General features: G+C 41.3%; 12 protein-coding genes. 5 read left to right on the forward strand and 7 right to left on the reverse strand.

Going from position 1 to position 15,664, the window contains the following annotated elements; genetic code table 11:
- Window positions 1-41: 41 nt before the first annotated feature.
- The 3 genes from PSF28_RS10165 to PSF28_RS10175 form a co-directional block, all read right to left on the reverse strand.
- Complete coding sequence (locus tag PSF28_RS10165) at window positions 42-1,394, reverse strand: APC family permease (protein ID WP_210836659.1); 1,353 nt, start codon at window positions 1,392-1,394, stop codon at window positions 42-44.
- A gap of 930 nt (window positions 1,395-2,324) precedes the next feature.
- The gene (gene rarD, locus PSF28_RS10170; protein WP_210836879.1) at window positions 2,325-3,218 is read right to left on the reverse strand and encodes an EamA family transporter RarD; all 894 of its coding nucleotides are present in this window, start codon (window positions 3,216-3,218) and stop codon (window positions 2,325-2,327) included.
- Between the two features lie 156 nt (window positions 3,219-3,374).
- Complete coding sequence (locus tag PSF28_RS10175) at window positions 3,375-3,845, reverse strand: thioesterase family protein (RefSeq protein WP_004907373.1); 471 nt, start codon at window positions 3,843-3,845, stop codon at window positions 3,375-3,377.
- 155 nt (window positions 3,846-4,000) lie between these two features.
- Between PSF28_RS10175 and pldA the strand changes: the two genes are divergently transcribed.
- The 5 genes from pldA (at window position 4,001) to PSF28_RS10200 (ending at window position 9,733) form a co-directional block, all read left to right on the forward strand.
- Complete coding sequence (gene pldA, locus PSF28_RS10180; protein WP_004907375.1) at window positions 4,001-4,894, forward strand: phospholipase A; 894 nt, start codon at window positions 4,001-4,003, stop codon at window positions 4,892-4,894.
- Between the two features lie 110 nt (window positions 4,895-5,004).
- A complete protein-coding gene (gene recQ / locus PSF28_RS10185) occupies window positions 5,005-6,831 on the forward strand; it encodes an ATP-dependent DNA helicase RecQ (protein WP_210836880.1) in 1,827 nt (608 codons plus the stop codon).
- A gap of 20 nt (window positions 6,832-6,851) precedes the next feature.
- Complete coding sequence (pldB, locus tag PSF28_RS10190) at window positions 6,852-7,847, forward strand: lysophospholipase L2 (protein ID WP_210836881.1); 996 nt, start codon at window positions 6,852-6,854, stop codon at window positions 7,845-7,847.
- 13 nt (window positions 7,848-7,860) lie between these two features.
- The gene (gene yigL, locus PSF28_RS10195) at window positions 7,861-8,673 is read left to right on the forward strand and encodes a sugar/pyridoxal phosphate phosphatase YigL (protein ID WP_210836882.1); all 813 of its coding nucleotides are present in this window, start codon (window positions 7,861-7,863) and stop codon (window positions 8,671-8,673) included.
- 256 nt (window positions 8,674-8,929) lie between these two features.
- Window positions 8,930-9,733: a tetratricopeptide repeat protein gene (locus PSF28_RS10200; RefSeq protein ID WP_210836883.1), complete on the forward strand. Its 804-nt coding sequence runs from the start codon at window positions 8,930-8,932 to the stop codon at window positions 9,731-9,733.
- A 3-nt stretch (window positions 9,734-9,736) separates the two neighbouring features.
- On the opposite strand, the gene PSF28_RS10205 is transcribed toward PSF28_RS10200, so the two are convergent.
- The 4 genes from PSF28_RS10205 to rsgA form a co-directional block, all read right to left on the reverse strand.
- Window positions 9,737-10,075 carry a hypothetical protein gene (locus tag PSF28_RS10205; protein WP_272685019.1) on the reverse strand — a complete coding sequence of 113 codons (339 nt, stop codon included), beginning with the start codon at window positions 10,073-10,075 and terminating at the stop codon, window positions 9,737-9,739.
- Between the two features lie 8 nt (window positions 10,076-10,083).
- Window positions 10,084-13,425, reverse strand: a complete 3,342-nt coding sequence (gene mscM, locus PSF28_RS10210; protein WP_272685020.1) for a miniconductance mechanosensitive channel MscM — start codon at window positions 13,423-13,425, stop codon at window positions 10,084-10,086.
- Window positions 13,426-13,458: 33 nt separating this feature from the next.
- Entirely contained in the window at window positions 13,459-14,355 is an 897-nt protein-coding gene (gene asd, locus PSF28_RS10215; protein ID WP_272685021.1) for an archaetidylserine decarboxylase, read from the reverse strand.
- 156 nt (window positions 14,356-14,511) lie between these two features.
- Complete coding sequence (gene rsgA, locus PSF28_RS10220) at window positions 14,512-15,564, reverse strand: small ribosomal subunit biogenesis GTPase RsgA (protein WP_272685022.1); 1,053 nt, start codon at window positions 15,562-15,564, stop codon at window positions 14,512-14,514.
- Window positions 15,565-15,664: the final 100 nt, after the last annotated feature.

Raw genomic sequence — 15,664 nt, forward strand, 5'->3', positions numbered from 1 at the left:
GGCAAGCGCTCCCCCGTAATCATTTATAAGACTTGAAATGCTTAGTTAATAATCATTTCAGTTTCATCGTCAGAGATTGCAGGTGGACGACGAGTAAAACCATGGGTCAGAAGTGCTAAGTAAATTGCACCTGCAGCTAACCACCATAAACCCACTTTAAAGGCTTCGCCATCAAGGCTTGTCCATAACCATAATGTTAGGATAACACCAACAGAAGGCATAATCAGGCAAGTGATAATTTTTGTATTATCCAGTGGTGCTTTACGGTCAATATAAAAATGTTTAATGACCGATAAATTCACAAAAGTGAACGCAATCAAGGCACCAAAACTGATCATTGAAGCGACCATGCTGAGCGAAAGCACTAATGAAAGCAGTGACGCTAGCGCAACAAAAATAATTGAGTAAATCGGTGTGTTGAGCCTTGGGTGTAGATAAGCAAACAGCGAACGAGGTAATACACCTTCACGACCCATCGCATAGAAAATGCGTACAATACTGGCTTGTGAGGTCATTGCTGAGGCAAATACACCAATAACATAAGCGGTGATAAAGCTAGATGCCATCATCGCTCCACCAACTTGTTTCATTACTGCAAGGCTAGCAATATCGGTATTAGGAATAAAATCTTGCCACATCGGATAAACCAGATGTGCACCATAGGAAATGATGACAAACAGCGTACCTGCGATAAACACGGTGTATAAAATCGCTTTTGGTAACGCACTACGCGCATCTTTGGTTTCTTCTGCCATCGTGGAGATCGCATCAAAGCCAAGGAAGGCTAAGCATAGTACCGCTGCACCTGCAAATAACCCTGATACTTGTTCTGACATGACCGTAATCGGTGCCAATAAGGCGTCCGTATCCAATACAAATGAAGTTTTAAAACTCAAGTATAGGAACACGGCAATAAATACAAATTGCATTAAAATGATTAGCATATTCATTGAGGAAACTAATTTAATTCCCAAAATATTCATGATGCTAACAATTGTAATTGTGCTGCAAATAATGACGTACATCGGGATATCGGGGAACGCTTCGTGAACAAAGATCCCAATCGCAATGTAGTTAATAATAGGTAGAAAGAGGTAATCGAGCAGTTGTGCCCAACCCACTAAAAACCCGAGTGTGCCGCCAAAGGTTTTTTGCACATATGAATAAGCAGATCCTGAAAGCGGAAGTGCACTTGTCATGCGGCAATAGCTCATGGCAGTGAAAAAGACGGCAGCTAATGTAATTAAATAAGCGACAGGCAGATGGCCTTCACTTAATACAGTCACTTGTCCATAGGTGGTGAAAATTCCGAGTGGCACCATATAAGCCAGCCCGAAAAAAACTAACGCAGGAGTGGTCAGTACGCGTTTCATTTGAACGGTATTCTGTTGCATTTTTAAGCCCTTCCCAAAAGCCCTTAAACAACGTTAACTCTGTCTGAATGCACAGGCCGAGTGAACCTAAAATGCAGCCGTACTCGTCATACTTCGAATCCCAACGTTGTTGGCTTTGCTCGCTCGCACTAGTCACATACTTTTGTATGCTCCTAGCGACTCTCTTGCTCGCCGTCTAGTTGTGTTTTCGAATTATTTAAAGTCGTACTCGTCATGCTTCAAATCACAATGCTATTGGCTTTGCTTGCTCGCCCTAGTCACATACTTTTGTATGCTCCTAGCGACTCTCTTGCTCGCCGCCTAGTTGTGTTTTCGAATTATTTAGAGTCTTAACGCTACATGATTGTATTAAATTAAATTTTAGAACCGGCTGTATTCAATTTCAGAAAACCTCGCACCAGGACATTTTTAAAATGAAATGTCATCGTGCGCACTTTAATGAAACGTCAGTGATGAATCGGACCATCACCATCCGCTGGGGTGAATACAAGCGGCGTACAATATAATTATCAAGTCCCTATTAAGCAATCATTAATTGAAAAAAATAAACAACTACTTTTATTTCAAAGAGTTGTTTGATGGATGTGTTTATTAATTGAAGTGGATTTAAGATAAATTAAATAATAGCCATTATGTATAGAAAATCAAGGTGAATTTTTTTCATTTAAGCTGTTGATTTTATATGGTTAAATTTATTTTTTCTCAATAGATATTCTAGATGAGAACAAAGAGATTTGATTTAAGCTTAATTTATTATGAGGCAGGTAAAGAATTGGATATAAAATTAAATAGTCTATTTGCATTAATTAAATTTACTATTCAAGTTCCATATAATGAAACACCGACTTCGTTTAAAATATAAAACGAGAGTCGGTAATTTATTATTAACGCTATTTATCGGTCGTCTGAGTTTCTGAAAACCGTTATCCGTTATTTTCTTCTCAGTTTTTGCTGGGTATATAAAGCGTCTAATGTAAATAAAATTAATGCAACCCAGATAAAGCCAAAGGTGACTAACAATTCAGATGTCATGACTTCACCGTACATAAACACGGCGAGTAAGAACATAATACTTGGCCCCATATATTGGAAAAAGCCTAGAGTCGAAAGCCTTAAGTGGTTAGCTGCCTCTGTAAATAGTAATAGTGGCACCGTAGTAATTACCCCTGCGGCAATCAGCAGTGCATTTAAATGCCAATCATTCATTGCCATATCGCTAGTTGGACTATCTGCAAAAAATAATAAGAAGATAATACCGACAGGAAGTAGCCAAAGTGTTTCGAATGTCATCCCTGTTTGCGCATCGACACCTAATTTTTTACGTAATAAACCGTAGGTAGCAAATGTAACGGCCAAACTTAGACCAATCACAGGCACTGAGCCAAATTGCCAAAGCTGGATCAATACACCCGTTAGTGCAAGACCAACAGCAATCCACTGCATGCGGCGAAAACGTTCTTGTAAAAATAGCATTCCAAACAGCACGTTAACTAGTGGGTTAATAAAGTAACCTAAGCTAGCTTGTAGCATATAACCATTATTAACTGCCCAAATATAAATTAACCAGTTACATGCAATTGTCGTTGCCGTTACCCCAAGAACTAATATTTTCTTTGGTTGCTTCAGGACTTGGCGGACATAACTCCAATGGCGTGAAACGGTTAATAATAAAATCATAAAGAAAAATGACCAAATAATACGATGAGTCAGGATTTCTTCTGCGGGCACTTCTTGGATGCTTTTAAAATAAATAGGTGCGACACCCCAAATAAAATAGGCGCCTAAGGCACATAACACGCCTTTGGTAGTATTTTGCTGGCTCATTGTTGGCTCTGAAATTGAATTAAAGACTAAAAAGATACTTATACAGAGAGACCGAGCCGATTTAAGCGGCTCGATTTTTGATACCACTAATGTGACATTGCTCAGGTTTTTTTACAAGTTATTAGTTTAGTAGGTGACTAATTATTTGTATCTATTTTATCCCACCAGGTAAGTTGCCGTTGCTGTCGCAATATGCTGATTGTTTTCATTGTGAAGTTCGCAGCGGGTAACGGCTATTTTATTACCATCTCTTAATAAGCTGGCACTGGCGGTAAAAAGTTGGCCTCGACCAGGGCGTAAATAATCAACTCGTAGGTCAATTGTTCCCATGCGAGACATTTTGTCGACAATTTCAGTATGAGTTAATGGATTAATGCGCTGCAAAATACGGTTAATGCACACCATACCTCCTGCAACATCTAAAACTGAAGCGATCACACCACCATGTAAAATGTTCTGAGTGAAATTACCAATTAATTGCTGACGATTTTCAACGGTAAGCTGAACAAAATCATCATTTAAACTCATCAATTTAATACCGAGTAGCTGGTTAAATGGCATTTTATAAATAAACGCATGGCTCATTAGCTCACTGGCTTCTTCTAAAGTATAAGTACGGTCATTCATCGTTTTCATCCTTTAAAAATATGTAAATAATAAGTTAACATTATGTGTAAATTATGTCTCTAACAAACGAATGAATAATCTTTCAACAGTTATTCAGTTTTGTGTGTAAAATAGGACAAACTTTTTTTGGACGATGTTGAAAATAGGAATGACTAATGCGCGCTTTACCGATTTTGTTAAGTGCAGTGCTCAGCTTTTGGTCTGCTTCACTGTTTGCGACTGAAAATACAAGTATTCAGCCTGAACAAGATGTCAAAAATACCCTACCAATACGTGGAAGCATCATTTCAGGATTACTACAACACCATGATAATCCATTTGTATTGTATCCGTATGAATCGAATTACATCATTTATACCTATACCTCCTCGATGAATAAAAAAGCGATTTCTAGCTATAATTGGGGCGATGATGCGTTAAAGGATGAAGTTAAATTTCAACTAAGTTTAGCGTTTCCATTATGGGCCGGTATTGCCGGTGATGATTCTATTTTAGCCGTTTCTTATACTCAGCGTTCTTGGTGGCAGTTAAGTAATAAAAAAGAATCTTCACCATTTAGAGAAACCAACTATGAGCCTCAGGTGTTTGTTGGCTGGCTAACCGACTACCAATTTGCGGGTTGGACGTTACGTGAGATTGAAACGGGCTTTAACCACGAGTCAAATGGGCGTTCAGAACCGACCTCTCGCAGTTGGAACCGCGTATATGCGAGGGCAATGGCGCAAAATGGTAACTGGCAAGTTGACCTTAAACCTTGGTACCGCATTCATGAAAGTGAAGGGCGTGATGATAATTCTGATATTACCAAATACATGGGCTACTATCGCTTAAAGGTAGGGTATGCATTGGGAGATAGCGTATTTACTACGACTGGGCGCTATAACTGGAATACCGGTTACGGTGGTGCAGAGTTGGGGTGGAGTTATCCAATTAGTAAACATGTGCGTTTTTATACCCAGTTGTTTAGCGGATATGGTGAGTCGATGATAGACTACAATTATCGCCAAACCCGTTTTGGTATCGGAGTTATGCTAAACGATATGTTGTAATGGAAGAAAAACTCAGTGCTCTATTCAGTTCTGAGTCGAATACCAAGTCATAAATCAACAAATTCGCTGCTCAATTGGGCAGCGGCTTGTTTTATCGATTGAGGAAGTTTGTGTCCACTGCTTGCGTCATTAACCAACTTTCATTGGCTGAACATGTGCTTAATAGTACATTTGGTTATCAGTCATTCCGCCCCGGGCAAGATGCTGTCATTGGGGCCATTTTAGATAACCGTGATTGTTTAGTGTTAATGCCAACAGGGGGTGGTAAATCCCTTTGCTACCAAGTCCCTGCTTTAGTTAAAGAGGGTGTCACATTGGTCGTTTCGCCATTAATATCATTAATGAAAGATCAAGTTGACCAATTAAGGTTACATGGGGTTAATGCGGCATGTTTAAATTCATCGCAAACGTCACAAGAACAGCGTCAAATCATGGAGCTGTGCAGTCAGGGGGAAATAAAATTACTGTATGTTGCCCCTGAACGGCTATTAACTGATTATTTCCTAAGCCAATTAGCAGGGTGGAATATCACTTTGCTAGCCGTGGATGAAGCCCACTGTATTTCTCAATGGGGACACGATTTCCGCCCTGAATATCGAGCACTAGGCCAATTACGGCAATCATTACCTAATGTGCCCGTGATGGCGTTAACCGCAACTGCAGATGAAACCACACGTGCAGACATTATTCGCTTATTGGAGCTATATGAGCCATTAGTTCATGTGAGTAGCTTTGATAGGCCAAATATTCGTTATACCTTAGTCGAAAAATATAAACCGTTAGATCAACTTTGGTTTTTTATTAAAGGCCAAAAAGGAAAAGCGGGTATTGTTTATTGTAACAGTCGCAGTAAGGTTGAAGAAACGACAGAGCGCTTGCAAAAACGAGGCTTAAGCGTCGCAGCATACCATGCAGGGTTAGATGCGGCACAACGGGAGTGGGTACAAGACGCATTTCTAAAAGATAATCTGCAAGTTGTTGTGGCGACAGTGGCTTTTGGGATGGGAATTAACAAATCAAACGTTCGGTTTGTCGCTCATTTCGATATTCCACGTAATATCGAAGCGTATTATCAAGAAACAGGACGAGCAGGGCGTGATGGTGTTGAAGCCGAAGCCATTTTATTTTATGACCCGGCCGATATGGCATGGTTACGTCGTTGTCTCGAAGAAAAGCCTGCAGGTATACAACAAGATATCGAACGGCATAAGCTGAATGCCATCGCGGCTTTTGCTGAGGCACAAACCTGCCGTCGTTTGGTGCTACTCAATTATTTTGGCGAAAATCGCCAGCAGCCTTGTGGTAACTGTGATATTTGCTTAGACCCGCCAAAACAGTACGATGGGTTAGTGGATGCGCAAAAAGCGCTGTCTTGTATTTATCGTGTTGGTCAGCGCTTCGGTATCGGCTATATTGTAGAGGTATTGCGTGGTGCGAATAATCAGCGTATCCGTGATTTAGGCCATGACAAGCTGCCTGTTTACGGTATTGGTAAAGAACAAAGTAATGAACATTGGGTTAGTGTGATACGCCAATTGATCCATTTAGGTATGATCACACAGAATATTACGCATTTTTCAGCGCTTCAATTAACTGAGGCTGCACGGCCTATATTACGCGGTGAAGCAGCACTAAAACTGGCAGTTCCGCGTGTTTTAGTGGTAAAAAGCCGTAATCAACAAAACAAAATTTATCATGGCAATTATGATAAAAAACTATTTGCGAAACTGCGTAAGTTACGTAAGTCCATTGCAGATGAAGAAAATATTCCACCATTTGTCGTGTTTAATGATGCAACATTAATTGAAATGGCTGAGCACATTCCGACTTCACCTGCCGAATTATTGTTAATTAATGGTGTTGGCGAGCGCAAACTCGAACGTTTTGGAGTGGCATTTATGGCACTTATCCAAGACCATCTTGAAGGTTATGAATGAATAAATAAGGAAACTGCAGGATGACGCCTGAAAACCTAAAAGAGAGTTGGCTGAATCGAGAAACTCAATTTTCTGCTTTTACAAATGGCCCGCTTTTAGATTTCTGGCAGCACCGGGAAGAATCTCAATTTATGGGAGTTGATGATATTCCCATCCACTATGTTCGTTTTATTCATCCAAAGCACCATAAAGCGGTTGTCATTTCACCAGGGCGCAGTGAAAGCTATGTGAAGTACCCTGAAGTCGCTTATGATTTTTATCATTTAGGCTATGATGTTTTTATTATTGATCATCGTGGGCAAGGGCGATCAGGGCGCATGTTAGCCGATCCTCAAAAAGGCCATGTTGAAAAGTTCACTGATTACATTGACGATTTTGAAAAGTTTATTGAGCTAGAGGTTAAATACCGACATTACCCAAAATGTTACGCATTAGCGCATTCAATGGGAAGTGCTATTTTAGCAGGGTATTTGTTGCGAGATAACGTCACATTTGATGCTGCAACATTATGTGCACCGATGATTGGTATTAATTTACCCATGCCTCGTTGGATGGCAAGCTTTATTGTTGATAGAGCGGAATCGCGTGAAAGCGTTCGTAATGATTACGCAGCCTCTACTGGGAAATGGCAGCCATTACCTTATTTAATCAATGTATTAACACACAGCCCGGAGCGTTATCGGCGCTACTTACGTTATTATGCCGATTACCCTGAATTGCGCTTGGGTGGGCCAACTTATCATTGGCTACGTGAAAGTTTTGTGATTGGCGATGAGTTAATTGCGAAAGCGGGAGAAATTGATGTGCCACTGATGGTGTTGGAAGCCAGTGAAGAAAAAGTGGTCAGCAATAAAGAGCTACAAGCTTTTTGTCAAAGCCGACAAAAAGCGCAAATAGGACGAGAAGAAAAATTACCTCTCATTATTGAAGGGGCACACCATGAAATCCTATTTGAAGTGGATGCATTAAGAGCGATGGCGCTCAATGCTATCTGTGATTTTTTTGAGCAGTATTAGTTAGGGTTTGAATATGAAATATCCTGTAGTTGCTTCCGATTTGGATGGGACACTGTTATCTCCCAATCATGACTTAACGTCTTATACAAAAGACACTTTGAAACAGCTAGTAACTTCGCAAGATGTGCATTTTGTGTTTGCAACAGGCCGTCACCATGTGGATGTTGCTCAAATCCGTGATGGTTTAGGCATCGATGCGTATATGATCACGTCTAATGGTGCGCGGATCCATAATACCCGTGGTGACTTAATTTTTGAGCACAATGTTGCCCCTCAAATTGCTCATGAGCTGTGTTTGATGGAATTTGATAACCCTGAGCTTGTCACGAATTACTACCATGGTGATGATTGGTTTATCAACCGTGAAAGCCCTGAACAAAAAGAATTTTTTAAAGAATCGGTATTTAACTACCAGTTGTTTGACCGCCATAATTTTGTCACTTCTGAGGTCTGTAAAGTTTACTACACCAGTGAAGATCATGATTTGCTGGTGGATCTACAGCGGCGCATTCAAGCACGCTGGCAAGATAAAGTGAATGTAACGTTTTCACTGCGTAGCTGTTTAGAAGTTATGGCCGGTACTGTTTCTAAAGGGGAAGCTTTGAAGCAAGTAGCTGCTCTACATGGCTATACACCGAGTGATAGCATTGCGTTTGGTGATGGCATGAATGACAAAGAAATGCTGACGATGGCCGGAAAAGGCTGCATTATGCAAAATGCCCATCAATTATTGAAAGATGCATTACCGCAGATGGAAGTTATTGGTTCAAATAGTGATGATGCGGTGGCCCGCTATTTGAGAAATAAATATCTTAACAATGCATAATTAATTTTGTTATTTGAAATAGAGAAACCAGATAGGCAATATGTTTATCTGGTTTTTTATTATCGCAATTAGACCAGAAACATAAGTTCCCACAACGAAAATACAGCGAAACGTGCTTTTTGTGAAATTTAGGCCACTTTTCCTATTTTTTCTGACAAAAAGTAAATTTAAACTAGGGGGATGAGTGTTTAGGTCGATATTAATGGATAGCACTGTTTTCACAGGTTGCATATTGCACTGTTGAGGGTTCCTTAGGATGAAAAGAATTGCGTTAGTACTGTTGTTGGGCTCGATTTGTTTTAGTTCCGTTTTAACTGCTAAACCTACCACTGCACCGGCATCGGCAGCAGTAGCACAAGAACCCTCGATTGAACAAATTACGCAGTTAGCGCAAAAAGGTGATCCTAAAGCTCAATTTCAGCTAGGTGAGCGTTATTTTAAAGGGTTAGGTGTTTCTCAAGATTCTAAAGCCGCGGCTGAGTGGTTCATCAAGGCAGGAAACCAAGGGAATTCAGATGCACAATTCCGACTTGGCACGATGTTTGTAAATGGCTTTGGTGTGCGTCGTGACTATGACAAAGCGATGCTATGGTATGAACAAGCCGCCGCTCAAGGTGATACCCGAGCTGAAACCAACATGGCGATGATGTACGCGCAAGGCTTAGGTGTCACTCAAAACCTAGAGAAAGCGGCATTTTGGTTTAGAAAAGCTGCGCAGGGCGGGAATATACTGGCTCAATTCCAGATAGGCCAAATGTACTCGATTGGTAGTGGTGTTGATTTAGATGATGAGAAGGCGGTCTTTTGGTTTAGAAAAGCCGCGAAACAAAAAGATGCTAAGTCTCAAGACCGCTTAGGTGTCATGTACTCTGAAGGACGTGGCGTGAAGAAAAACTTGCAGCAAGCTTATGCATGGCTTGCAACTGCGGTTTACAGTGGCAACGCAGAAAGTCATCGTCTACAAAATAAGATTGCGGAGCAGTTAAGTCCTGAAGAATTACAGCAGGCACAAAAATTAGCGGAAGGTTATATTAAATCGTATGGTTTTAAAGCCAGCTAACGATTAAGCAGATGTGTGGGGTACGATTTTGTATCCCACCAGTATGACAACCGATAATACAAGATAGCACCAAGAAAGCCGATAAAAACGGTTATTTCCCCAGCCTCGACAAATGGCAAGCTGCTGCTGTTTCGATGATAGCTTGCCACAAAGTACACGAAACCCGACGATATAAACCGCACAATACACTTGCCAAAGATATAGCGTATTAAATGCAAAAGCTTTCCCAACAATTAATAAGATAATTAATGGAATCAAAAAGAATAAAATCGACCCAACACGTTCAAGTTGGGCGATCCTCAATATCACTAATTCGTCTTTTTCATCTAATTGTAATGGCATAATACGGCTTACAGTTCCCCAGATTTACGGCTTGGATTACGTCCTGAAAGATTGTTTGTCGCACTTTGCAGAGAGTTATCACGGACATCCACCCTTGCTTGGAATGGCGGGAATGGCAAGGTAATCCCTTGTTCAGCAAAAGATACTAGGATGTTCTGGTGGATTTCATGGCGCGCTGGTAACCGATGGCCCATTTCTGCGGCATAGACACGTAATTCAAAAATTTGAATACCTTGTTGTAAATCAACAAGATAAACTTCAGGCGCAGGGTTGTCTAAAATCATCGTAGAGCGTTGAGCTGCACGTAAAATAGTATCTGTCACTAATTCACTATTGGCATCAGAAGGTGCAGGAATCGTCATGACAATACGTGTGATCGTGTCAGAAAGTGACCAGTTAATAAATTGTTCAGTAATAAATGCCTTATTTGGCACAATAATTTCTTTTCTGTCCCAATCTGTTAGCGTGGTTGCACGGGTATTGATCTTGGTAATACTGCCGGTCAAGTTACGGATAGTGACTGTATCTCCAATCCGGATCGGTTTTTCAAATAAGATCATCAACCCTGAGATAATATTAGCGAAGATTTCTTGTAAGCCAAAACCAAGCCCGACCCCCATCGCCGCTACAAGCCATTGTAGTTTTGACCACTCAATCCCTAACATAGAGAAGCCAACAATGGTCCCGATAATAGTAATCGTATACTTGGTTAGTGTGCTGATAGCGTAACCGGTACCTGGTGTTAAATCCAAATGTTGGAGTACTGCCAACTCAAGTAAAGCGGGTAAGTTACGAACTAATTGGGCAGTAACGATAATAGTCAAAATAGCAATGAAAATAGAGCCCATGGTGATAGGTTGTACCGTATCAACGCCATTAACCGTTGAGGTCACATCCCATAAGCGAATATTTTCAAGGAAAGAGAATGCAGTATGTAGCTCAGACCATAGCCAAATTAATGAAACCAAGGCAATCATGGTTAAAATCGAACGAACTAACCCGACGGATTGGGTGCTAATGGTATCTAAGTCGATAACCTGTTCTTCGATATCAATATTTCCTTCGCTACTGGCATTTGCCTGCTGGCTATCGTCTTCACCTTTAGCACGTTGAGCCAATATCTCAGCACGGCGTTGTTTCGCACGCTCGAAGGCTAATTTACGGCGCTGCATCGACATCCAACGGCGAATAGTATGATAAACGATAAGGATGACAAACCAAATGGCGACAGAAGTTTCTAAACGTGCAAGCAGGGCCTGTGAGGTTGAGAAATAACCTAAAATGGAGAAGAACCCAGCAACAATAGGTGCGAGTAATATCATCCACCACAAGGCCTTATTAACGATATTCTCACCGGACCCATGTCTATCTAAATAGAGAGGGATTTGTGAACGACGCAAGTTGTTGGTAATTAAGCTAAGTGCGACACATAAAAAGATAAAACAGAAACGACCAATACTGGCTGCAAATTCCCTATCGCTATAATGTTCAAAGGTAATAATTGCCATCACTAATGGAACGATGACAAAAATCGCCATTCGGTAATAACGCATCGCACGTTTAACGGAATCTTTGTCCCAACCGAAGTGAGAAATAAATAGCCCAGTTGGACGAGAAAATGTTTCGCTGATCATAAACAGCCACAATAAAGGTGTCGTCGCACTGACTCCATAGCCTATCGCCGCGGCCATGGGGTATTGCCATGCACTTTGTAAGCCATAGCCGATGGCTGACCACATCATAGGTAGAGGTAGAGCAACAATAATTGACCAGAAAATAGTTCGAATGGTTAAGTAGAACCGGTCTTGTGTCACCTTACCAATACGTAAACTGGAACGGTCAAGAAATGCTTGGTAGTGTCTGCGAGTGCTAATGCTGAAAATGACTAATGCTATCGAACCAAGAAGATACAAAAAGGTATCTTGAGTTGTCAGCATAACGTTCAGTGCACCAGCAAGTTGAGACAAGGTATCCAGTGAAAGTAATTGAGTAATATCCGTTACTAACATGACAGGATAGCTGATGCTTATTGGTGGAACATCTGCGACCCAGAAAAGATAACGGTTGGAAGCATCTTTGACTTCTTTTAATGCATCGGTTAATTGCCCAGTAGCGACATTAAGCTTCGTTAGCTCTAACATTTCAGCATCAAGACCGGAAATTAAAGAGGTCAGTAGCTCTCGGCGGGTTTTAATTAATGACTGATAAACTTGCACTTGAGCCGCATTAAGCTCATGCTCGGTTTCTTGCTCGGTTGTATCTACTTTACCTAATCTATCGAGGCTATCTTCATAATTTAAGCGTTGTACACGTAAATCAGCCATTTCACGATCAAGTTGTTGGCTTTTGGGTATATCAGGCAAACGAGAAAGCTGTGTTCTGAGAGCTTCCCCTAATGTACTTGAGCTGCTGATCCACTGAGCTTGCTCGCGAATAGTTGTGAGTGCTTGGCGAGCATCGCGGATACTTGTTGAAATTTCTGCTTGGCTATTGGTAATAGCGCTCATGCGCTGTGCCTGAGCGGTTAATTCCTGAGACATTTTGCGGTTAATATCAAGCTGCTCAGTTAAAAATGGCGTTAGTTCCCCTTGGGCAGCCAACATTTCCGTGTGTTCTAACGCTAAAATTGCTTTTTGTTGGCGTTGGGTATTTTGGAAATCACGTAGGTTTTGTAGCTCAAGTTCCATACGTTGATAGCGTTTTTTGTATAATTCCAACGTAAGGCGTGAGATTTCTTGGCGGTTATTGGCAGAAAGCTGTGCCATTTCCAGTTCATTAACTGTTGACTTGCGAGCACTTACTTCGGCTTGAGCCAATGTGTACTGGGCGTCGGCTAATGGCGTTGATGGTGTGCTCAGAGACTGAAAGCGCGAGGTGGCTTCAGTGAGTAAACGTCTGGCTTCAGAAAGCTGTTGTGGCAGAATATTTAATGATTCACTGATTTCGCGGCCTTTATCTTGCTCTTGCTGAGTTAAGCGGCTTTGATCGAGTAATTGGCTGCTAAGCTGAATAATACGTTGTTCAAGTTCACCTAAGCTGATACCCACTGGTATTGGGGCCGGTTCATCACTTTCATTAAGAACTTTTTGTCTTATTTCTTTGATAATTTTAGGAAAGTTATCAATGGCTTCTTGATAAGATTTGGCTTTTGCATCGGAATCGCGTGTTTCACTCATCCAATTCAAAGCACCCTGTAATGCTTGTGCTATCTCTGCATCTTTGGGGTTGGTACTTGACTCAAGTTGTTTGAGCTCCTGCTTAATCTGTGCTTCATCCTGCGCTGCAGTCGGTGCTGCAACGGAAGAAAAAACGATTAACAGGCTAAGAAAAAAACTGATAATCACACGCACAGTGAGGAGCTCCTTCAAGGGATAATAATTTAATTAAGCGTCAGCAGGTTCTTCTGTTACTGTATTTGCAACAGTTTCAGCGAGTAATTCGCCCATACGAGTTGCATAACCGGGGATCAGTGATGAATTAAATGTCACTTTGTTAGGCTCAAATAAATTAATCACCGTTGAACCCAATTTAAACAGCCCCATTTCCTCACCTTTTTTCAAGAAAACAGCCCCTTCAGAGTCTAACTCAGGGTAAACCCAACGCTTAATGACGCCTTCACGAGAGGAGTTAACGCAACCGCTCCATACGGTTTCAATACTACCAACGATGGTTGCACCGACGAGGATCTGTACCATTAGGCCGACAGGGGTGTCAAAGACACAAATCAAGCGTTCATTACGTGCAAATAGATTGGGAACATTTTGTGCCGTCAACGGATTTACAGAGAATAAATCGCCAGGAACATAAATCATCTCTTTGAGCAAACCGTCACACGGCATGTGTACACGGTGATAGTCACTCGGGGAGAGGTAAGTGGTAATAAAGTCACCACCACGAAAACGTTCCGCTAATTGGTATTGGCCTGCAAGTAACGCTTCCACTGTGTAATTATGGCCTTTAGCTTGGAAGATAAGGTCATCATTAATCGGGCCTAATTGGCTAACTGCACCGTCAGCAGGTTGAGCAAGTTGGTGCTCTTTTTCGACAATCGGGCGTGCGCCTTCTTTTAGCAGACGGATAAAGAAATCATTAAAAGTGGCATAAGCAGTAAGTTCGCTTTTTTGCGCTTCATTCATGTTGACTTTATAGGCTTTTGCGAACAGTTTAATTGCCCATTGTGTCATGAAACCCGCATTGCGGCTTGCAAACCAGCCTGCAAATTCAGTAAGACATTGTTTTGGAAGCATATATTGCAAGCGAATTTTAATTTTATCTAGCACGTTAACCTCTGATTTTTAAAGGTATGTTAGCAAAAGGGCGGCTATTGTACACAGTTTACTCATCATATTTCAAACGGTCGCGTAACAGGCTAACCGTAATTAAATTATTTAGAGCTGTCTTAGCGTTAGGGAGTTAATTGTAAGCACTCACTAACATTATTTATCTTTTACCGTAAAATTGCCACGAGGTTTGATTTGTTCCATGCTTTCTAAAATGCGATGGTAGTTTTCAAAACGTGATTCAGCAATTTTATTTGCTTCTACGGCTTCACGTAACAGACAACCTGGATCATCTAAATGTTTACAGTCACGGAATTTACAGCCACCAAGGTAATCTTTAAATTCGACAAATCCTTTGGTCACTTGTTCCGTTGTTAAATGCCATAAACCAAATTCGCGCACACCAGGAGAGTCAATCACATCGCCACCCAATGGAAAGTGATATAAACGAGCTGTCGTTGTCGTATGTTGTCCTAGCCCTGAGTTGTCTGAAACCTCATTGACTAAAATCATTTCTTCATTGTGTGGGAGTAATGCATTTAATAAACTTGATTTGCCCACCCCAGACTGCCCAACAAATACTGAAACTTTACCTGCTAGCGCGTTAGTAAGTGCTTCCATGCCTTCATTGGTATGACTCGAAACTTCGAGAACTTGATAGCCAATATCGCTATAAATCGTCATTAAATCGCTTACCCACTCACGGTTTTCGTCGTCGAGTAGGTCGACTTTATTGAGAACGATAACTGGCTTAATCCCGGTGGTTTCGCAGGCAACTAAATAGCGGTCGATAATATTCAGCGAAAGCTCAGGTAAAATAGCTGAAACAACGACAATTTGATCAATATTAGCGGCAATCGGTTTTAAGCCGTCATAATAATCGGGACGAGTTAGAACAGAACGGCGTTCATGAACAGCTTCGACGATGCCATTTACTTTGATATCGCTCTGTGTGTTCAAGGCTGGCCGCCACACCACGTTATCCCCTGTCACAAGGGATGAAATAGTTCTACGCAAGTTACAGCGCTGGATAGTCCCGTTACTTGCTTGAATATCAGCATGTTGCCCAAAACGGCTAATGACCAAGCCTTCTTGTGCTTCACCTAATTGGCTATCATCAATTTCAACTGTTTTTTGCTTTTTAAGTCTTTTTTGATGATTTTCTTGAACTCGGCGCTGTTGGCCTTTCGAAAGTTTCTGTTTAGCCACCTGTCCTCTCTTTACTATGGGCTGTATTTTAGGGGGTTACTCACGCCTGTCACTGATGGCATGAAGAGTGCTATCATACCTTAACTTCATAGAATGCAGT

This window comes from Providencia sp. PROV130 (assembly GCF_028482225.1).
Classification (GTDB): Bacteria; Pseudomonadota; Gammaproteobacteria; order Enterobacterales; family Enterobacteriaceae; genus Providencia; species Providencia rettgeri.

What these genes read in the sequence shown, in the direction of transcription:
- PSF28_RS10165 (WP_210836659.1), bottom strand. Translation starts at nt 1,394, where the DNA reads ATGCAACAGAATACCGTTCAAATGAAACGCGTACTGACCACTCCTGCG.
- rarD (WP_210836879.1), bottom strand. Translation starts at nt 3,218, where the DNA reads ATGAGCCAGCAAAATACTACCAAAGGCGTGTTATGTGCCTTAGGCGCC.
- PSF28_RS10175 (WP_004907373.1), bottom strand. Translation starts at nt 3,845, where the DNA reads ATGAATGACCGTACTTATACTTTAGAAGAAGCCAGTGAGCTAATGAGC.
- pldA (WP_004907375.1), top strand. Translation starts at nt 4,001, where the DNA reads ATGCGCGCTTTACCGATTTTGTTAAGTGCAGTGCTCAGCTTTTGGTCT.
- pldB (WP_210836881.1), top strand. Translation starts at nt 6,852, where the DNA reads ATGACGCCTGAAAACCTAAAAGAGAGTTGGCTGAATCGAGAAACTCAA.
- yigL (WP_210836882.1), top strand. Translation starts at nt 7,861, where the DNA reads ATGAAATATCCTGTAGTTGCTTCCGATTTGGATGGGACACTGTTATCT.
- PSF28_RS10200 (WP_210836883.1), top strand. Translation starts at nt 8,930, where the DNA reads ATGAAAAGAATTGCGTTAGTACTGTTGTTGGGCTCGATTTGTTTTAGT.
- PSF28_RS10205 (WP_272685019.1), bottom strand. Translation starts at nt 10,075, where the DNA reads ATGCCATTACAATTAGATGAAAAAGACGAATTAGTGATATTGAGGATC.